Origin of the sequence: Gilliamella sp. wkB72 (genome assembly GCF_001693745.1) — a bacterium.
GTDB lineage: Bacteria > Pseudomonadota > Gammaproteobacteria > Enterobacterales > Orbaceae > Gilliamella > Gilliamella apicola_E.
The window spans coordinates 62,090-82,293 of the sequence record NZ_LZEI01000011.1 but is presented as its reverse complement, the minus strand read 5'-3'; the positions used below and the strand labels follow the sequence as shown (position 1 = coordinate 82,293).

Sequence of the window (20,204 nt, the reverse complement as noted above, 5' to 3'; positions counted from 1 at the left end):
TATTATCACTTTGTTAATTATAATAAGCGTTTAATAATTCTATCAACCCGAATTCGGCTTAATCGTTTAATTAATTTATGTACATTTTTGGGATAGAACACGCTAGCTTGAATTTGTTGAAAATGTGTAACTAAAGTCGTTTTTTCTCGAATTGCGACGAGTTCTTGTTTGATTTGTTTTTGTAATTCGTGTTTTGGATCGTGGATTAATATTGCATTTTCCAGATCTAAACGCCATGCTCTAGGATTAAGATTATTACCTGTGATCATCATCCAACTATCATCGACCCAAATACCTTTTAGATGATAGGTTTGATCGCCATCTTTCCATAACCTAATGATTAACTGTTCTTTGTCTATGAAATTTTGAAGGCGTTCAACAAAGCGTCTTAAGTTGATTTCATATAAATAGGGTAGTCCACCCGAAATATTAAATGGCTGATCTTCTGGAATATAAAAGTCGTTAGCAACTTTATCACCAATAATGATCTCAACTTGTTTTCCTTTTCTTAGGAGACGAATAATATCGCGCACTAATATATTGGGTAGATTGAAATACGGAGTACAAAATATAATTTTTTGTTCGGTGACATTTATTAAATGGTGAATGACCTTATTGAGCTGATTATTTCGCCCAAGACCAACGATTGGAGAGACCGATAATGTATCATTATCCGTATCTGCCGCATATTGATAATTTGCGTCGGTAAGATTTTGACGTAACGCTTTAATTTCTGGTTTAATTTGTTTGCGAGTTTTATGTTCACTAACATCTAAACGTTGCACACCTTCAGCAGAAAGGAAATTGTCATTGACGTAATTGACCATGGTGTCAGATAGCGCTTTATTGGTTATAAAGTGATATCTGTCATAGCGGTATTTATCCAGTTTATGTAAATATACATTGTTGATACTCGCACCACTATAAATGACGGTGTCATCGATGATCAAACCTTTTAAGTGCAGTACACCAAGTACTTCACGGCGATTAACGGGGACACCATAAATAGGAATATCAATATTTGGATGTTGCTGTTTTAGATCATAGTAATACCGTGCATTCGTTTGGGCTTTATCTTCACCTATTCGTCCACGTTGAGCACGATGCCAATCAACAAAAATCTTGATATCTAAATCTGGGCGAGCTGTTTTTGCTTGATAAAGTGCATCAAGTACCTCACGGCCGGCTTCATCTTTTTCTAAATAAAGTGCAACAATGTAGATACGGTGCTTAGCTTTCATGATATGCTCAAGCAATGTAATTCGATAAGATTTTGGATCGTATACAATATGATATTGCTCAGCATTTTGCTGAAGTTTTGCTAATTCATTTAGATGCTTTTGATGGTTGTATTTAATAAATGGTATTCGCATGATTTAAATATCATTAAAACTGACACAAAGTGTAGAATATCACAATTTATGTCAGAAAATAACACTCCTATTTTTCATAGGTTATCCTATGTTTAAATTAATCTGTTTTTATTCAGTCTATTAACTCAATATTTAAGATTGTTCATTAACCCAAGTTTGAATAATTTTATAGCTTAATGCAAGAACGACTGGACCAATAAATAGTCCCATAATACCAAAAGCCAGAATACCTCCAATTACACCAAAAAGTATAAGTAAGAAAGGTAGATCGGCCCCTTTTTTTATCAAATATGCTCGCATTACGCTATCTAGTGTGGTTAATATGATGGCAACTACAATTAATACAATACCTGATACGATATGACCATCCCAAAATTGCCAAATAATACAGCCAATCATTACGATAACTGGTCCAATTTGAGCAACACAGCAGATGAATAAAATGAGGGTTAATATGCCTGGAAATGGCATTTTGGTAATAATAAAGCTTAAGCCACCAATTAAAGCTAATGTAATGGCGGTGACAACCACGCCTAATGCAACCGCTCGTATAGATTGACCGGCTAATGTAACGGTAGTTGTTCCATATTGTTTAGATAAACGATTAGCTAAAACATAAACATATTTAGTAATGCTTTCACCTTTAAGAAATAGTAATAAACTAAATATAATCATCACACCAGCATGGAATATGAAAACGCCAATGTTGGTGACTTGTTCTAATAGCCAGCCAATCATTGTACCAATATAGGGTTGAATATCAGATACTAATTCCGACCCATCGGTTTTAATAATTTCGAGCCATTTTTGGTGTAGCTCCTCACCAAACATAGGAACGTTTATTAACCAGTCAAAAGTAGGTAATTCTCTATGAGATAGGTTTCTAACCCATTCGATAAGGTAATGCCCATTTTGAGCGACACTACTAATGATGAGAAGAAAAGGAATGACACAAACAAATGCCAATATTAATGCCATAACTAACAGTGATAACCAACGTTTATTAAACAGCTTTTGTTGGATTTTTATCATTAATGGCCAAGTAGCAATAACCACCATAACAGCCCAAAAAAAGCCAAACAAAAATACTTCTATCACTCGATAAGTTACTGTTATAAGTAAACCTATCAGTAATAGATTTAAAATTAGCTTTAGTAAATCATCGGTTTTTTTTTCTGCTGGCATTTTTACCTCATATTCTTTAATCTAGATAATGTTATTATACGCATTATGTTTTGAAAAGCATACGATGTCGTATCAATTAGACAATTTTCTTGGAGATATAAAATGAAAAAATTAATGTTGTTAGTTTTGATGGGTGTAACATTATCAGCGTGTGCAAATACACAAAAAGTCCCTCAAGTTGCGCAAAAATTGAATGAAATCGCGCCATATCCTAACGCTAAAGTCGGTGCTACGCGTTATGTGATTCATCTTCCTAGCTTAAAAGATGAAGCTAACGCAAAAGTAGAAATATTAGTTGGTAAAGATATGAATGTAGATTGTAATGCGCATAATTTAGGTGGGGTAATTAAAGAAAAAGAGCTTAAAGGATGGGGATATTCTTATTACGAAGTTGAAGAAGTTAAAGGAACGCTTTCAACCATGATGGCTTGCCCTGAAAGTGCTAACAAAAACCAGTTCGTTACAATCAGACATAATTTAGGTTTATTAAATTATAACAGTCAGTTACCATTGGTATTTTATGTACCAAACGATGTAACAGTTAAATATAGAATTTGGCAACCAGATTCAAAAGTTTTGCAAGCCACTGCCGAATAAAAAACGTTAATTAATTGTTAATAGCTCGCTAACAAAGGGCTGATTGATTAAAATATAGTCATTCGGTCCTTAATCTAAGTTTATTTGATTTTTTATGTAGACATCTGTAAAAAAAAAGGTATTTTATCCCTCGTAATGCAAGGTTAGCTCTACTTGTTCATTAATTCAATTAATGACTCGTAATTGCCTGATTACCTCGGTTTCGCCGTTAATTAAGATAATGGTAAAATTTGGGGGTCCGTTGTGTTTCACAATGGGCTTGTGTCTAACATGTAATATCCCTAACTAGAGGAGAAGTGGTGAGCATGTTTACTCAACGTAAAACAATTCTTTCAATCATAGCTGGTGTTTCACTAGCATTATCTCAATCTGCTATAGCTAAAGATCGCGTTGTGCATTTTTATAATTGGGCAGGTCAAATTGGTAACGATACTATCACTGATTTTCAAGAATCGACTGGTATCAAATTAGTTTATGATGTGTATGACTCTAATGAAGCACTTGAAGGTAAATTAATGGCCGGTCATTCTGGCTTTGATGTCGTTTCACCTTCTGATAGTTTTTTAGCAAGACAGATCAAAGCTGATATCTATCTGCCATTAGATAAAAGTAAATTACCAAATTGGAAAAATCTTGACCCTAATTTGATGAAATTGATGGCAAACCATGATCCTGATAATAAATATGCAATTCCTTATGTATGGATGACGACAGGTATTGGTTATAACATTGATAAAGTTAAAGAACGTCTTGGCGATAATGCTCCAGTTGATAGTTGGGATCTAGTCTTTAAACCTGAAAATATGGAAAAACTTAAAGATTGTGGTGTTGCTTACTTAGATGCGCCAACTGAAATCTTTGCGAGTGCACTTAAATATTTAGGTAAAGATCCGAACAGCACTGATGCGAAAGATTATACCGGTGCCGCTTACGAGTTGTTAGAAAAAGTAAGACCAAATATTCGTTATTTCCATTCATCACAATATATAACTGATTTAGCTAACGGTGATATTTGTGTAATTTTAGGTTGGTCAGGTGATATATTACAATCTCGTGACAGAGCTAACGAAGCAAATAATGGTGTGCATATTGGCTACCATATTCCTAAAGAAGGTGCATTAGTATTTTTTGATACATTTGCTATTCCTAAAGATTCAGCTAATCCTGATGAAGCTCATGAGTTTTTAAACTTCGTTATGATTCCAGAAATTGCTGCACAGGTAACTAATGATGTTAACTTTGCTAGTGCAAATAAAGCGGCTAACGATCAGTTTGTAAAACCAGCAGTGAAAAATGATCCTGCGGTTTATCCAAAACCAGAAGTTATGGAAAAATTATTCACCCTTACAGTAAAAGATCCTAAGCTTGAACGTGTGATTACTCGCACATGGACAAAACTTAAAACGGGTAAATAACCGTTTGAACGTCAAATTATTGACTTATATATTCTAGGCGGAGAGGTTTAATAACCTTTCCGTCTCGTTTTTTTTGGCTTGTTGTTATGAGGAAAAAAGTGTGAACGATAAAACAACAAATCAGGTACAGCCTAAAAAAAAGATGATAACTCCATTATTGGAGATCAAAAATTTAACTAAAGTTTTTAATGACGACTATTATGCCGTCGATGATGTAAATTTAACCATTTATGATGGGGAAATTTTCGCCTTATTAGGTGCATCGGGTAGTGGTAAATCGACCTTATTGCGTATGCTTGCAGGGTTTGAACAACCAACATCCGGACAAATTATTTTAGATGGTAAGGATTTATCGCAAGTTCCTCCTTACAATCGTCCAATTAATATGATGTTTCAATCGTATGCTCTTTTTCCTCACATGACGGTTGAGCAAAATATTGCTTTTGGTCTTAAACAAGATAGATTAGCTAAAAGCGACATTAAACAGCGTGTAGAAGAGATGTTAGTGCTTGTACACATGGAGCAATTTGGTAAACGTAAGCCTCATCAACTATCTGGTGGTCAAAGACAACGAGTTGCTTTAGCAAGAAGTCTAGCCAAAAGACCAAAACTTCTATTATTAGATGAACCGATGGGCGCTTTGGATAAACAACTTCGTGATCGTATGCAACTTGAAGTGGTTAGCATTTTAGAACAAGTTGGTGCGACCTGTGTAATGGTAACCCATGATCAGGAAGAAGCGATGACAATGGCAGGGCGCATTGCGATTATGAACAAAGGTCAATTTGTGCAAATTGGTGAGCCTGAAGAGATTTACGAGCACCCAAATAGTCGTTATAGCGCTGAGTTCATCGGTTCAGTAAATGTATTTGATGGCATTTTACAAGAAACATTAGAAGATGGATTAATTATTAGTTGTCCTATGATTAAGCACTCTTTAAAAGTTGATTATGATTCACCCGCTGTCGAAGGTGTTCCAATTCAAGTTGCCTTAAGACCTGAAAAAATCAAACTTTGTGATGAAATTGCTGAAGATGCCTATAACGTTGCAACTGGTGAAGTTGTTGAAATTGCTTATTTAGGCGATCTTTCAATTTATCACGTAAAATTGCAAAGTGGTCAGATAATTATTGCACAGCTACAAAACGAACATCGCTATCGTAAAGGTATGCCTACTTGGGGTGATATTGTCAACCTTAGTTGGGAAATCGATAGTTGTGTTGTGCTTACTGAATAAACACAAGAGGATATATTGATGCGATCCATTATATGGGGTTTGTTATTAAATGCCTTGGTGTTACTCGGTATTTATTTACGTTTTGTAACAACAAATGCATTTGACAATCTTTTTTTAGATGCGTTATTTACATCAATGGTATTAAGCTTTTTATTATCATGTTTAGGTGCATATTTAGCGCATTATAAACCATCTAAATTTGCTTATCGGTTGATAATAGCTGGTAGTATTTTATATATACCTGAATTAGTCGGTTTGGTTGCTATCTATTATGCTTATAAAAAGATGCGACAACAACGTGATGATTCTGACTTAATGACATTATATGGTCGTTTATTAGTTATCGCGATTCCTTATTTTTGGATGCTGTTACTCTTTTTATTACCATTTTTAATCGTATTTCGAATCAGCTTTTCGGAAGCGGTGATAGCCGTTCCTCCTTATACTGAACTTTTTAGTTATGAAGATGGGCAGGTAAATATTGTTTTAAATTTTGGTAATTATCTAAATTTATTAGCTGATACTATTTATCTAGACTCCTATTTACAGTCATTGAAAGTGGCTGCAATTTCGACATTATTATGTATTTTGATTGGTTATCCATTAGCATGGGCTATATCGCAATGCAAACCATCTACTCGAAATATTTTATTATTGTTGATTATATTACCATCATGGACATCATTTTTAATTCGTGTTTATGCGTGGATTGGAATATTAAATCCTAATGGTTTGTTAAATCATTTCTTAATGTGGTTAGGTGTTATTGATCAACCGCTAATCATTATGAAAACTTTTCTAGCTGTTTATATCGGTATTGTATATTCTTACTTACCATTTGTTGTGTTACCAATTTACACGTCATTAAGTAAAGTCGATTCAACCCTAATTGAAGCAGCTCTAGATTTAGGTTGTAAGCCAATCAAAACCTTCTTTAGGATTATCGTACCATTAACTAAAAATGGTGTTATTGCTGGAGCCATACTGGTATTTATTCCGGCGGTTGGGGAATATGTAATCCCTGAACTGTTAGGACCTTCAGATAGTCTAATGATTGGTACTCAACTATGGACTAAATTCTTTAATAATCACGATTGGCCAGCTGCATCAGCTGTCGCAACAGTGATGTTATTGATATTAATTGTCCCTATCTATTACTTTAACAAATTCCAAAACCGACAAATGGGGCGTAAATAAATGAATAATTTACCATTAATCGTGCGATCAGCATTGATTGTTTTTATCTCCGCATTCTTAGGTTCATTGGTGCTATCGGTTTTGATTTCAGCATCGGGTTTTGCTTTATTAAGTAGTAGTAGCTTATATGTGGGATGTTTTGTCTTCAGTCTTATTTTGACAATTATTGTAACGATATCATTGCTAGGTAAATTTTTAAAAGGATTAATTCTATTATTAGTGTTTTCCTTTTTATATATACCGATGATCATTTTGATTGTTTATTCGTTCAATAGTTCAAGACTAGTAACTGTTTGGTCTGAATTTTCAACTAAATGGTATTTTGAATTGATCCATAATGAAGCCTTACTTAAAGCGGTAGGATTGAGCCTTTCTATTGCTGCTTGTGCTGCATCATTAGCAATTGTACTTGGTACCTTAGCTGCTTATGCCATAATACGATATAGACGGTTCCGAGGTTCTAATTTGTTTTCGTTTATGACAACGGCACCATTAGTTATGCCAGATGTAATAACCGGTTTGGCATTACTATTGTTATTTGTTGGAATGGGACAAGTACTTGGTTGGCCAAAACAAAGAGGCGCTATAACTATTTGGCTCGCTCATGCAACATTTTGTACCGCTTATGTGACAGTCGTTATTAGCGCAAGATTACGAGAGTTAGATAAGTCAATTGAAGAAGCGGCATTAGATTTGGGTGCTAATCCATTGAAGGTATTTTTCATTATCACGTTACCGATGATTGCTCCAGCTCTTGTTTCTGGTTGGTTATTAGCATTCACCTTATCACTTGATGATGTGGTGATCGCTAATTTTGTGACAGGGCCTGGTGTGATGACGTTACCAAAACTAGTATTTTCTAAAGTCCGATTAGGGGTTGATCCTCAAGTTAATGCCTTAGCGACAATTATTTTATTAATTGTTGGTATTATTGGCTTCATTTCATGGCTTTGGATGCGTCGAGCTGAAAAACGGCACTTGCGTGAAATTCGAATGCATTAATTGCCTCATCAAAAATTGCCGCTTTATGCGGCAATTTATTTATCCACCTAAAATATACGTGTTTTTTTTATTGATTTATATTATAGTGTTTGATGTCAGTTCACTGACAAAAAATTCTCAGGGCGGGGCGTAATTCCCCACCGGTGGTATAGCCCACGAGCGCTTAATAAAATAGATTTTATTAAGGACAAGCAGATTTGGTGAGATTCCAAAGCCGACAGTTAAAGTCTGGATGAAAGAGAGTAGCTTATCTTTTCAATATTTGCGCAATAGCAAAATCACTATGGTCAAGCACTTGCCCTGATTCTGGTATTTAATATATTTATAACTTAATAAATTTAAATTAATTAAGAATAAATATAATTAGTTTAATAAAACAGGATAGGTATTTACCATGAATCAGTTTAACTTAAATGAATTCGGAACACCCATCGAGCGTGTCAAAAAAGCAATCGCTTCAATCAAAGCTGGATCTGGCGTATTAGTGCTAGATGATGAAGATCGCGAAAACGAAGGCGATATTATTTGGGCTGCACAAACAATTACAACACAACAAATGGCGCTAACGATTCGATATGGAAGTGGTATAGTTTGTCTATGTATGCCACAATCCTATTGCGATAAATTAGAGTTACCAATGATGGTTGCTAACAACACCAGTAAAAACCAGACCGCTTTTACTATTACTATTGAAGCAGCGAAAGGCGTAACAACTGGCGTATCGGCTGCGGACAGAGTCACTACGGTAAAAGCTGCGGTTGCAGATAATGCAAAACCAAGTGATTTAAATCACCCAGGCCATGTCTTTCCATTAGTCGCAAAAGAGAATGGCGTCTTGAGTCGTCGAGGTCATACAGAAGCTTCTGTAGATTTAGTTTCATTAGCAGGCTTTAAACCAGCTGCTGTAATTTGTGAATTAACGAATGATGATGGAACAATGGCTAGAGCACCACAAGTTGTCGAATTTGCTAAAAAGCATCAGTTACCAGTAGTTACAATTGATGATATTGTGGCCTATCGTAAATCATTATAAGCCTTTCAAGAAACCGCCGAAATATTCGGCGGAATAATTTACTTAACCCAAAACTTTTAAAGCACAAGTTTTAGTGATTTTTACACCATTTTCTAATGCTGATGTATCAAAAGTCATATCTGGATGATGTAGACCTGGTGTTAAGTCAACACCCAATCCCCAAAAACCTGATTTTACATCTCTTTCACGAGGATAATTGAAGAAATCTTCTCCACCTGGGGTAAAAATAGGATCTTTTAATCCATCTTTGCCAAGCACATCTATAATAGATTCAGCAATAATTTTTGTGACTTCATCATCAATTTCAGCTGCTGGTATCTCTTTTGATACTTTGATATCAGCTTTAGCCCCAATTGATGCAACACTGAGTTCGATTGCTTTAAGTGTTTTTGCTTTTAAATCATCCATGGCAGGATTCGTTGGGGCTCTTAAATCCCAACAAACATAGGCCTCTGATGGAATAGCATTCGTTACACCTGCATCACATATACAACGCGTTGCTTTCACGCTATAAGTTAAGCTAGGCGCTAGATGAATAGTATTCACAGCTTGAATTGCCATAGTTGCAGCATCTAATGCATTTACGCCTAAATGTGGTCTTGCACCATGAGCAGGAATACCATGAATATTTACTTCAACTGTCGTTGAGGCTGAATAAAACATGGCAGCTGATGCAAAGCCTTTTGGGCATTCATCTTTAGGACGTACATGTAAGCCAATGATCATATCAACATCATCAATAGCACCGCCTTCTATCATTGCTAAAGCACCTGAACCTAACTCTTCAGCAGGTTGAAAAATTAGCTTTAATTTTCCTTTTTTTATATTACCTTCTTTAATGAGTTCTTGGGCTGCAGTTAATAACATTGATGAGTGACCGTCATGTCCACAAGTGTGTCTCGCACAGTGTTCACCATCAATGATATGACCTAGCGCGTCCATATCAGCTCGTAATGCTAACACCGGACCAGGTTTTCCACTGTCATACTCAGCAACAATACCTGTGGTATTGTTAATGTTTCGTGTTACTTTATAGCCAGCAGCTTCAAGTTTATCCGCGATATAGGCTGAGGTTTTAAATTCTTCAAAACCCAACTCAGGAATTTGATGTAAATAGTGGTAATGTTCAAGTACATTAGACATAGATATCTCCTTTATCACACTATAAATCGCATGATGATCATCGCAATTAAAGCATTAACTATACTGTTAAGCATTAATAGTGGCCAATATTTTTTAGGTACATCAGCAACACCCAATAAACGTCCCATATATTGTAATTGTGAGCCCATTAAGAAAATTGCTGGTGCTAAAATCGTGATATCAACACCACTTAAAATACCGCCAGAAATTAAATTTACAGCAACACCCGTACCTGCTGAAGCTGATAGCCAAGCGGTCAACAATACCGTTATCGCTTCACCCGGTAAACCAAATAGCCCCATAACGGGTGCAAATACCTCACCGATTACTTGCATCAAACCTAATCTTTTTAATATTTCCGTGATGACAAATGCCATAATAATGTTAGGCATTAAATTGTTGATTGCAATATTGAAGCCTTTGCGAGCACCAATAACGAAAATATCTAATGGATTGTTAGTCTGTTTTTGATTGGTTGAGTTATTCATTGATAAAATCCTTTTTATAAACTGAATTTAAAATCATGCGTACTAAAATTGCACCAACGAATTTCAATACAATCATAATGACTAATGGTGTAAATATTGCGACAGTCATTGAAGCGAAAAGCGCAGAACCAATAGAAAAATAGTTATTAATTAAGCCAGCTCCTGAATATTGCCAGGCGCTGATAATGATAAGATCTTTTTTACTGATCTGTTTTTCATCATACAACTCTTTAGTTAATACGGCTCCAGCGTCAGTACTTTGTAAATCAGTAATTAACGCAAGACCCGTTTTACCAGGAACCCCTAAAATAGGTTTAAGAAGGGGAGTTAATAGTTTGTGAGCTGCACGAATTGTGCCGTAATGGGTAAAAATTTCTAAAACACCTAACGCAAGCATCACTGTCGGTATTAGTGATAAGGCAAAAATAAAGCCGGCTCTGGCGCTATTTCCACCTTCACCAACAAAAGTATTTTTTTCAGGGTGAAGCATCGTACCAAATTTACCACTTAAGCTAGTAAAATCAAATGCACCTAACCAAGCTTTTCCATCCACGTTATAAAATAGCCCGGAAAAAAACAGTATGGCAACAACTAGTGACACATAGGCCTTTATTCCGACTTTAAACTCATTGTCCGATTTATTTGACATTGTCTATTCCTTTTTGATTTATCTGACTTATTTTCTAATATAAATATTAAATAAGTTACACTTAAAGTACTTGAATTATTTTGATTTAAAATGAATTAAAATACTAAGCGACGTATTCTATATTGATTTAATTGAAAAAAAACCCCTTTCCTCAACTTTTTTTTAAAATTAGATAGATTTTATTCGTCAATTACGCGTTGAGTAAGATTGATCATTTGCTGGGATTAAGGATAGGATCTAAGCTATATTAAGTTATCATTTTTGGTAATTGATTTAAGTTAAATGGATTAATTTTATTTCGGATTTTCTCTCAATTTTTGAGAAAGTTATTTAAAAGCATACAATTATCAATAATTCTAGGCTTGCCATTTTTCATCCGTCATTATAGAATTGTTAATAAATAGTAAGAAATAGCATTAAAGTGTTTCAGAAACTATCGATATTATATATAAGGTTGAACTGTTTCTCTGCATAAACATCATAATCTTTAGGTGGCAAATGTTTTAGTTTGCGAACCGTCTTTTGTTTTCATTAAGCACATTAATGAAATAATAAAATTAAGCAATATAAACAAAAAATAAAAAAATAATGAGGTCATTATGTACAGCAGGAATAAAGAGTGGGTATTTGTTGTTCTCACCTGCTTTTTTGAATTGTGTTGGGTATTTGGTTTTACTACTGCGAGCCAGTGGTGGCATTGGGTGATTGTTGTATTAGTCATTATTGTTGATTTTACGTTTTTAACTAATGCATGTAAGACTATTCCTACAGGTACTGTCTATGCAATATTTTCTGGTGTTGGCGCGATTGGCTCATTACTGATTGATATGGTTGTATTTGGCAAACAAATTAAACTGATTGAAATATTTTTTGTAGCATTAATTATCATTGGTGTTGTGCAATTAAAACGAGCTGATAGCTAATTAACTAAAATTTGGATTGAGATATGGGATGGTTATTTATTTTAACTGCTGCAATTTTCGAAGTTATTGGCGCTATAGGTCTTAAGCTATACTCGCAACAAAAAAGCTTGTTGCGATTAATGTTTTATTGGGGCGGTTTTTTTGTTTCATTTATACTATTTTATTTTTCACTCAAGTATCTGGATTTAAGTATAGTTTATCCAGTGTGGGTAGGGCTAGGTACTTCAGGTGCGGTTTTGGCTAATATGCTCATCTTCAATGAACCGAAGAATTTCACTCGAATATTTGGTCTGAGTGTGATTATTATCGGTATCGTTGGTTTACATGTTACCGTTTAGTTGTAAATGAGTTTTCATTCTCAGAATTATATTAATTTGAGAATAGAGGATTTGCATTAGAATATAAAGTTATATAGAATATCCCAACTAACTAAATGGGTTGTTAGCTCAGTCGGTAGAGCAGTTGACTCTTAATCAATTGGTCGCGGGTTCGATCCCCTCACAACCCACCATTTTTATCATTAATAATCAATTCATTACGTAATTTATCACTTCTGTTAAGATTATCATAAAAAAACAAATGGCGGTTGATTTTATTTATTGAGTATAAGAAAGGCTGGTAACCGCGCCTTTTTGTTTAATGAAAATCAATCCCACATATCGAAGCAACATGCAAAAATCTCAGTTGAATTGTACGGCTTGTTCGGCAACCCTTTGTTTTAGTTTACTTTTAATTCAACAATATTAGTGCCATGAATTTTTGAGCCATTTTCTTGTTCAACTAACTTGTAGATCGTTTTGTCAACATTGCAAGATGCTACTATTGATATGCTATTTAGTGCTATATTTGAAACGAAATAGTAAAATTTAAATTTTTATGAACTTACCTTTTAAGTAAGTCCGGAATTTGCTGGGGCAGTCGAGTTGCTTATTAACTCTGGATATATAATGCAATAACGCGCGCCATTAGTCAGCGATTATTTTACTTTTTTTAATTTTTCTTTTAAAAGTTTTAGACCTTCAAATATTGCTGCTTTCTGAGTGCCACAGATTATAGCCAACTCTTTTAATAGCTCAGACTCATCTTCGGTTAAATATGTGCCCGGCAGGCGAGGACGCCCCGCATTCCTATCTCTGTATGCTTGTTCATTTTTGCGTTGTTTTTCTCTATTCATAATTTAACTCTGAATCTGTATTGATATAGCAATCGTCATCAGGTTTTGATTGGTAACGGTATACATTAATTTTTTTACTATTACATGTCATTAGTAACAAATGTCTATTATCATAATTTTGATTGTATAATTGCCAAAATGCCGCTTTTGCTATTTCAAAACTGGTAGTATTTGTTCTAGTTTCTATTAGAATATCACTACCTCCTCGGCGTTGTTTTAATACATAGATTCTATATGTTTTTAGATTCTCAGATACCGCCATTTTCTGCCTCTGCTTTCATTATTTTTATTTGTGATTTGCTGGGATTTGTGACCTAACAAATTCATTGTATCAACACCCTGTGCACGGTACAACCGCTCTGATAGAGATCTGATCTCATGATATGAGGGAGGGGTGCCAATCCAATAGTTTCGGTCATAAAAAAACTTATTACTAAATTCTGAAAAATATTGAGTTAGCGAAAACAATTTAACTTGTTTTCTGTTATTTTTATTAAAAGTTTTTTACCCGTACAAATGTTGTTTATTACATGTTTTAATGTCATATCTAATTTTTCACAATATAAATTGAGGGGCAACACTATTTTTGCACCGGTTTGTATTGTTCTATGAACAAGTACACGTCTTTTATATCCGACCTCTGTATAGCAACTATATCAGATCGTCGTTGGCCTGTTACTAATGCTATAATCATTACCTGATAAAAATATTGTTGTCTCGATTTTTAGCAGAATCAAAAATTTTCTAAATTAATTAAATGTTAATCGGCTACGTTTTTGTGGCGTTCTTGGGGGCTTAGTGGAATGGTTGAATCTGTCGGAAAATGGCTATTTGAAAAATATTTAAAGGGCGGTAGGCGTATTCGTAAAACGTTCGCATCCAAGGGCGAAGCGTTGGCATATGAAGGCTATATCGAAGAACAAGTAGCTACCAAACCTTGGATTGATGAAAAGCAAGATAGGCGTAGGCTGTCAGATCTGATCGAGCTGTAGCACAACGCGCATGGAAAAACATTCAGCGACGGTGAAAATGTCTATAAAACGCTATTATTTATTGATGAAAGTATAAATAATCCAATAGCCGCAAATTTTGCCGCTAAAGACTTTACAGAACACAGATCTAAAAGGCTAAGCTGTGAAATTTATCGAAGTGAGCGAGTTAAGACAGATTCACAACAGACATTAAACTTAGAGCTAACCTACGTCAAGGCGATGTTTAACGAACAGATCAGGTTGGACTAATAGACATAAAGACCAGTCGAGCTCATTAGAAAATATAGAATTGACAAGCAGAAAATGGGGTATATAACACCCGATCAAATCAGAAAATTGTTAGCCCTCAGCAAAAGAGAGCAAAATCAAGGATTTGTTGACGATCATAAGAATCTGTTTAGCAACCGGTGCACGCTGGAACGAAGCCGAATCATTGCAAGATAAACAGCTGAAAAACCAGTCTATTACATATTTAAAAACAAAAGTTAAATAGTTGAACAATACCCATCGATGAAACATTATTTAACGAATTCGACAAAAGAAAATGGGCATTATTTACTCCATGTTATTCAGCTTTCCGATCATCAATTAAACGCACACAGATAGAATTACCAGTTCGGTAACTATTCCTCGTTTTGCGCCATACATTTGCAAGTTATTTCATGATGAACGGCAGCAATATTTTAGTATTACAAAAAATACTAGGACATTCCGATATAAAAATGACAATAAGATTTGCGCATTTTGCCCCGATCTCTTCTAAGATGCAATAAAATTAAACCTGTTTAATAACATTTAAAAATGGCGGTAAAGTGGCGGTTTAGCTAATCTATACATTATTTTATGAATGCTTATTAGTCTTTTAACTCATTGACTATTTTGTAATTTATTGAATTTCAAAGTGTGTACATAGAACTCTTAATCAATTGGTCGCGGGTTCGATCCCCTCACACCCCACCATTCACCAGATTTATCCAATAAGATGATAACTCTTCTTCGAAAATAATTATTGATTTATTAAGGCGTTACATATACTATTTCTCTTTTATGAAGTTGAATCATAAATTTGTTATGATTCTTAATAACACGTTATAATTATTTAAGTATATAAATTTCAAATGTTTTCACTAACTACAGGCCAAGCAATTCTAATTCTGTTAATAGTTGCACCGTTTTATTTTTGGTATATCTATTTACCGATTCTTCTCATAGGTATTTTTTTGCTTTGTTTCAATAGAAAGAAGCGGGAAAATCAAAAAAATAGATTTTATTACAAAGTTGGTAAATTTTTAATTGGATTTATCATTGTTAGCTTAATTATTTCATTATTAAGCATTTTGTGTTTACTTAATAGCTGAATCTTTTTTGAGATGATGCTGATAAGATAAGAGTATTGAATGCTAATTGAAGTGCAGGTATTTAATTGAACTTGAACAATTTTTTCAATGTATGAGATTGAATAGACCACTAAAATCTTTTAGTTAAGTATTTGTATTTTATCAAAAATAATGAGCAATTGTTGTACTGAGTAACCTATTAAATAGTTCAGTTTGATTATAAAAAGTTCTGAATCAAGTGTATAAATCAATGAAAATTGATAATTACTTTAAGGGACTCATCACTCGAAAAGTAATATACTAAAAAGTAATCCGTTTTCTTTTAACTTTTTACTTTATTATTGAGGAGTGATATATTACATCAAGGTATTGAGTGGATGATAAACGTTATATGTTTAATGGGTATTTTTTTAATAGCTCTTTTCTGATCCCTCATACACCAGCATTTATTCTATTTTTTCCTGAATTGTGTGTTTATTGAGTTTGTATAGATCATTTTTACACTAAGATTTTTGGCGAGTCTTCATTTTTTATTTCAACTAACTTATGAGTCATAATATGAATTCATATCTATTACTTTTTATTGCGATTATTTGTGAAGTGATTGCAACTTCTTCATTAAAGCTTTCTAACGGTTTTACGCATTTAATGTATTCAATAATTACTATTATTGGTTATAGCGCGTCATTTTATGTTCTTTCATTGGCCTTAAAAACTATTCCTGTCGGTATTGCTTATGCGATTTGGTCGGGAATCGGGATTATTATTATCAGTTTGATAGCTTGGATCTTTATGAAGCAATCTTTAGATCTAGCAGCATTAATTGGTATGGGCTTTATTATATTTGGTGTGGTTATTATTAACCTATTTTCAAATGTTAGCGGGCATTAATATAAACATATTGCGTTGATAATAACTTAAATACTATATGAACGTTATCTGACTGTAGTTCGCGTTTGAACATAAAAAAACCGGAGTTGTACTCCGGTTTGCGTTTTTCATAATATTTCTAAGCTGATTATAATAGCTTGTTTCTCAACTTAGATTTCATTAGCGTGTTGTTTTAAGTAGCTAGCAACGCCATTTGGATTTGCTTGCATACCTTGCTTTCCTTTTGTCCATTGTGCAGGGCAAACTTCGCCATGTTCTTCATGGAATTGGAAAGCATCAACAATACGTAGCATTTCATCAATGTTACGACCGATTGGTAAATCATTAATTGTTTCATGACGAACAACGCCTGATTTATCAATAAAGAATGATGCACGAAGAGCAACACCAGCTTCAGGATGTTCAACACCATAAGATTGCATAATGCTATGCTTTATATCAGCAACGATAGGGAATTTCACTTCTCCAATACCACCTTTATCTTGTGGTGTGTTACGCCATGCATTATGAACATATTCTGAGTCCATTGAGACACCAATTACTTCGACACCACGTTTTTTGAACTCTTCTAAACGGTGATCAAATGCAATAATTTCTGATGGGCATACAAAAGTGAAGTCCATAGGCCAGAAAAATACTACAGCATATTTACCTTTAATATGCTCAGCTAAATTAAAATTATTTACAATTTCGCCAGTACCTAGTACTGCTGCTGAAGTAAAATCTGGTGCTTTACGAGTGACTAATGTCATAAAATTTTTTCCTTGTGTAGCAAATGTATATACTGAATATGCGTTTTATTATATCAATCTTAGCCAATACGCCAAGTTGTTATCAGCAATTGATTTCATAAGTTTAACCTATGGTAAATAAATTATTATTCGGTTTTAATTATCGTTTTATTGGGTTTTCCCTTATTTTTAATGTCTCGGTGACGTTGTTTTAGCTTTTTCTTTTTAGTCTCTTCTTGCTTTTTGGCCGCATTTTTCTGTTTAGCTTTTTGCGAAGGTTTCTTTTTTGTTACTGGTTTAGGTGCTTTGGTTTTTGGGCGTAGTTCATCAATTGTTCTTAATTTGATAGGCTCACGAATATAACGTTCAATTTTTTGTAATAACTCATTATCGTGTGCCTCAATCAACATAATTGCTGTACCTTTTTTCCCTGCTCTAGCGGTTCGACCAATTCGATGTAGATAAACATCAGCCGTTTTAGGTGCATCAAAAGTTATAACATGGGTAATATCGTTAATATCTATCCCTCTAGCAGCAACATCAGTTGCTACCAGTACGTTGACCGTGTTGTTATTCATCCGTTTGATGGCTTCGTTACGTTTGGCTTGAACCATTTCTCCTTCTAAATAACAACTATGAATTCCAGCTTGATGCAGCAGTGAAACCAATTCATGTACACGTTCACGTTTACGAACAAAGACGATAGTTTTTTTAACTTCTTTCTGCTTTAATAAGTGAGTTAACAACGCGACTTTATGTGTTAAATCATCAGCACGATAATAAAATTGTAAAATCTTCTTTCGTTCTTTTCGAGAAGGATCTGCATTGATTTCAATAGGTTCGTTAAGAATTCGATTAGCAAAACTATGTAAACCTTCTCCTTCTAACGTTGCTGAAAATAATAATGTTTGTTTACGCCAGCGTGTTTCAGCTGAAATGGTTTCAACGTCTTGAGCAAACCCCATATCTAACATGCGATCGGCTTCATCCAAAATGAGCATTTCAACTGCACGACAATCAAAGTTTTCTTCTTTAATGTATTGTAATAGGCGTCCGGTTGTTGCAATGACTATATCCTGATTTTTGCTGAAAACTTCGGCATGATTCATATAAGCAACTCCACCTGTAATCGTGGCTATACTCAAGTGTGTTGACTTGGTTAGTAGTTTTGCCTGTTCAGCTATTTGCATAGCTAATTCTCGAGTGGGGGTTAAAATTAATATTCTTGGAGGTCCAGGTTTTCGACGTGGAAAATCAAGCAGATGTTGTACCGCTGGAATTAAAAATGCCAATGTTTTACCGGTTCCTGTCGGGGCTGATCCTAAAACATCTTTACCGTCTAGGGCTACAGGGACAGTTTGTGCTTGTATTGCAGTGGGTTCGTTAATGTTTTGCGCTTGCAGATTTTCAATTAAAATTTCATCTAACTGTAAATCAGAGAAAGTTTGCGTTGTCATAGTGCTCTTCTAATCTATCATTTTGCCCCACATTATAACGGCAATCGCTATAACTACAATCTTTATCAGCAACCAATCATATTATATGAAAGTAAAAATTGTTTTAATTGCAGACGCTTTATTTGATAGGCAACTACTGGCGTATGAGCTTATCATAAGCTGGGGATTATGATAGAATTATGATTTTTAGAAATTATAAAATACTATTCACTCTTTATCAAAATTGATGGTCGAATTATAAATATGACAGAATCTTTTTCGAACGATAAATATAACCAGCAGTTACAAAATAAAATAATCAATTTAAAAACGATATTATCTGATTTTCAATTACCCGAGTTAGTGACTTATTCTTCACCTATTAGTCATTATCGAATGCGTGCTGAATTTAGAATTTGGCATAATGGTGATGAGCTTTATCATATAATGTATGATAAGAAAAAAAGAGTCAGAATAGATAGTTTTCCTATTGCCTCAAAACTGATTAACAAGGCAATGCAGTCGATTTTACCTTTAATTCAATACAACGATAATTTACGTCATAAGCTTTTTCAAATTGATTATTTCTCTACACTTAGTGGGCAGTTATTAATAACGCTTTTGTATCATAAAAAATTAGGTGAGGAATGGATAATTGCTGCTGAGCGTTTAAAACAACAATTAGCTGAACTAGGGATTAATGCTAATCTGGTTGGTCGAGCAAGTAATCAAAAAATTGCCATTGATGCTGATTATGTTGATGAGGTTTTACCAATATTTGATAAGACTTTTAAATATCGACAAGTTGAAAACAGTTTTACTCAACCTAATGCGGCTATCAATATAAAAATGTTGGAATGGGCTATTTCGGTAACTAAAGAGTCTAAAGGTGATCTTCTAGAGTTTTATTGTGGTAACGGTAATTTCTCTATTGCATTGGCTCAAAATTTTAATAAAGTCTTAGCAACTGAGATTGCAAAAGCTTCCGTCTATTCAGCACAACATAATATCAAAATCAATAATATTGATAATTTAATTATTGTGAGATTATCTGCTGAGGAGTTTACTTCTGCCATTAGGAAAGAGAGGGATTTTAATCGATTAAATGGTATTAATTTAGATGATTATCATTGTCAAACTGTGTTGGTAGATCCTCCTCGAGTGGGATTAGACGATAAAACGATTAATATCATTCAAAGTTATGATCGAATTGTCTATATTTCATGTAATCCTTATACTTTAAAAGATAATTTGCAACAACTTACTCAAACGCATTATATAGAACATTTTGCTATGTTTGACCAATTTCCTTATACTGATCATATTGAAACAGGTATTGTATTACGTAAAAAGGAATATCAATAATATTCCAAAACGGTTAATCTGGTTTAAATAAGATAA

At 34.1% G+C, this 20,204-nt stretch carries 21 protein-coding genes, 1 tRNA gene, 1 pseudogene and 1 riboswitch; of the genes and pseudogenes, 14 read left to right on the top strand and 9 right to left on the bottom strand.

The window, feature by feature from the left end:
• Positions 1-17 precede the first annotated feature (17 nt).
• Positions 18-1,373, bottom strand: a complete 1,356-nt coding sequence (gene pssA, locus A9G07_RS06280; RefSeq protein ID WP_065734486.1) for a CDP-diacylglycerol--serine O-phosphatidyltransferase — start codon at positions 1,371-1,373, stop codon at positions 18-20.
• A gap of 132 nt (positions 1,374-1,505) precedes the next feature.
• The gene (gene ydiK / locus A9G07_RS06275) at positions 1,506-2,558 is read right to left on the bottom strand and encodes an AI-2E family transporter YdiK (RefSeq protein WP_065734485.1); all 1,053 of its coding nucleotides are present in this window, start codon (positions 2,556-2,558) and stop codon (positions 1,506-1,508) included.
• Positions 2,559-2,660: 102 nt separating this feature from the next.
• Between ydiK and eco the strand changes: the two genes are divergently transcribed.
• The 6 genes and pseudogenes from eco to ribB all read left to right on the top strand — a co-directional run bounded on the left by eco (position 2,661) and on the right by ribB (position 9,039).
• Positions 2,661-3,155, top strand: a complete 495-nt coding sequence (eco, locus tag A9G07_RS06270) for a serine protease inhibitor ecotin (protein ID WP_065563276.1) — start codon at positions 2,661-2,663, stop codon at positions 3,153-3,155.
• A 305-nt stretch (positions 3,156-3,460) separates the two neighbouring features.
• Positions 3,461-4,570 (top strand): extracellular solute-binding protein, encoded by a 1,110-nt coding sequence (locus A9G07_RS06265; RefSeq protein WP_065734484.1) that lies wholly within the window; start codon positions 3,461-3,463, stop codon positions 4,568-4,570.
• A 100-nt stretch (positions 4,571-4,670) separates the two neighbouring features.
• Positions 4,671-5,807 carry a putrescine ABC transporter ATP-binding subunit PotG gene (gene potG, locus A9G07_RS06260; RefSeq protein ID WP_081303362.1) on the top strand — a complete coding sequence of 379 codons (1,137 nt, stop codon included), beginning with the start codon at positions 4,671-4,673 and terminating at the stop codon, positions 5,805-5,807.
• A gap of 312 nt (positions 5,808-6,119) precedes the next feature.
• Positions 6,120-7,004, top strand: a pseudogene (gene potH, locus A9G07_RS06255) (putrescine ABC transporter permease PotH); the annotation flags it as partial.
• A gap of 243 nt (positions 7,005-7,247) precedes the next feature.
• Entirely contained in the window at positions 7,248-8,006 is a 759-nt protein-coding gene (locus tag A9G07_RS06250; protein ID WP_081303377.1) for an ABC transporter permease subunit, read from the top strand.
• Positions 8,007-8,115: 109 nt separating this feature from the next.
• Positions 8,116-8,254, top strand: a riboswitch (FMN riboswitch).
• 146 nt (positions 8,255-8,400) lie between these two features.
• Positions 8,401-9,039, top strand: coding sequence for a 3,4-dihydroxy-2-butanone-4-phosphate synthase (gene ribB, locus A9G07_RS06245; protein WP_065734483.1), 639 nt, complete (start codon positions 8,401-8,403; stop codon positions 9,037-9,039).
• A gap of 42 nt (positions 9,040-9,081) precedes the next feature.
• Here the strand turns inward: ribB and A9G07_RS06240 are convergent, their stop codons facing one another.
• From A9G07_RS06240 to A9G07_RS06230, 3 genes are read right to left on the bottom strand one after another with little or no spacing between them, the layout of a single operon-like run.
• Positions 9,082-10,182: a M20 peptidase aminoacylase family protein gene (locus A9G07_RS06240; protein ID WP_065734482.1), complete on the bottom strand. Its 1,101-nt coding sequence runs from the start codon at positions 10,180-10,182 to the stop codon at positions 9,082-9,084.
• Between the two features lie 14 nt (positions 10,183-10,196).
• The gene (locus A9G07_RS06235) at positions 10,197-10,670 is read right to left on the bottom strand and encodes a YjiG family protein (protein WP_065734481.1); all 474 of its coding nucleotides are present in this window, start codon (positions 10,668-10,670) and stop codon (positions 10,197-10,199) included.
• Entirely contained in the window at positions 10,663-11,319 is a 657-nt protein-coding gene (locus A9G07_RS06230; protein ID WP_065734480.1) for a nucleoside recognition domain-containing protein, read from the bottom strand. The genes A9G07_RS06235 and A9G07_RS06230 overlap by 8 nt, the downstream gene beginning before the upstream one ends.
• Positions 11,320-11,918: 599 nt before the next feature.
• On the opposite strand from A9G07_RS06230, the gene A9G07_RS06225 reads away from it, so the two are divergent.
• From A9G07_RS06225 to A9G07_RS06215, 3 genes are all read left to right on the top strand, one after another.
• Positions 11,919-12,242: a DMT family transporter gene (locus A9G07_RS06225; RefSeq protein WP_065734479.1), complete on the top strand. Its 324-nt coding sequence runs from the start codon at positions 11,919-11,921 to the stop codon at positions 12,240-12,242.
• 23 nt (positions 12,243-12,265) lie between these two features.
• Complete coding sequence (locus A9G07_RS06220; protein WP_065563283.1) at positions 12,266-12,580, top strand: DMT family transporter; 315 nt, start codon at positions 12,266-12,268, stop codon at positions 12,578-12,580.
• 97 nt (positions 12,581-12,677) lie between these two features.
• A tRNA-Lys gene (locus tag A9G07_RS06215) sits at positions 12,678-12,753 on the top strand.
• Positions 12,754-13,218: 465 nt separating this feature from the next.
• Here the strand turns inward: A9G07_RS06215 and A9G07_RS06210 are convergent.
• A complete protein-coding gene (locus tag A9G07_RS06210; RefSeq protein WP_065734478.1) occupies positions 13,219-13,416 on the bottom strand; it encodes a hypothetical protein in 198 nt (65 codons plus the stop codon).
• The gene (locus tag A9G07_RS06205; RefSeq protein ID WP_065734477.1) at positions 13,409-13,678 is read right to left on the bottom strand and encodes a hypothetical protein; all 270 of its coding nucleotides are present in this window, start codon (positions 13,676-13,678) and stop codon (positions 13,409-13,411) included. The genes A9G07_RS06210 and A9G07_RS06205 overlap by 8 nt, the downstream gene beginning before the upstream one ends.
• A gap of 541 nt (positions 13,679-14,219) precedes the next feature.
• Here A9G07_RS06205 and A9G07_RS12085 point away from each other — a divergent pair.
• The 4 genes from A9G07_RS12085 to A9G07_RS06195 all read left to right on the top strand — a co-directional run bounded on the left by A9G07_RS12085 (position 14,220) and on the right by A9G07_RS06195 (position 16,636).
• Entirely contained in the window at positions 14,220-14,408 is a 189-nt protein-coding gene (locus A9G07_RS12085; RefSeq protein ID WP_218060019.1) for a hypothetical protein, read from the top strand.
• 60 nt (positions 14,409-14,468) lie between these two features.
• Positions 14,469-14,657 (top strand): phage integrase, encoded by a 189-nt coding sequence (locus A9G07_RS12195; RefSeq protein ID WP_442903363.1) that lies wholly within the window; start codon positions 14,469-14,471, stop codon positions 14,655-14,657.
• A gap of 413 nt (positions 14,658-15,070) precedes the next feature.
• Complete coding sequence (locus A9G07_RS12190) at positions 15,071-15,181, top strand: hypothetical protein (RefSeq protein WP_218060018.1); 111 nt, start codon at positions 15,071-15,073, stop codon at positions 15,179-15,181.
• Positions 15,182-16,303: 1,122 nt separating this feature from the next.
• Positions 16,304-16,636 carry a DMT family transporter gene (locus A9G07_RS06195; RefSeq protein ID WP_065563209.1) on the top strand — a complete coding sequence of 111 codons (333 nt, stop codon included), beginning with the start codon at positions 16,304-16,306 and terminating at the stop codon, positions 16,634-16,636.
• Positions 16,637-16,785: 149 nt separating this feature from the next.
• On the opposite strand, the gene A9G07_RS06190 is transcribed toward A9G07_RS06195, so the two are convergent.
• Entirely contained in the window at positions 16,786-17,388 is a 603-nt protein-coding gene (locus A9G07_RS06190) for a peroxiredoxin C (protein WP_065563210.1), read from the bottom strand.
• Between the two features lie 125 nt (positions 17,389-17,513).
• Entirely contained in the window at positions 17,514-18,824 is a 1,311-nt protein-coding gene (gene srmB / locus A9G07_RS06185) for an ATP-dependent RNA helicase SrmB (RefSeq protein ID WP_065734476.1), read from the bottom strand.
• Between the two features lie 243 nt (positions 18,825-19,067).
• On the opposite strand from srmB, the gene trmA reads away from it, so the two are divergent.
• Positions 19,068-20,168: a tRNA (uridine(54)-C5)-methyltransferase TrmA gene (gene trmA, locus A9G07_RS06180; protein WP_065734475.1), complete on the top strand. Its 1,101-nt coding sequence runs from the start codon at positions 19,068-19,070 to the stop codon at positions 20,166-20,168.
• Positions 20,169-20,204: the final 36 nt, after the last annotated feature.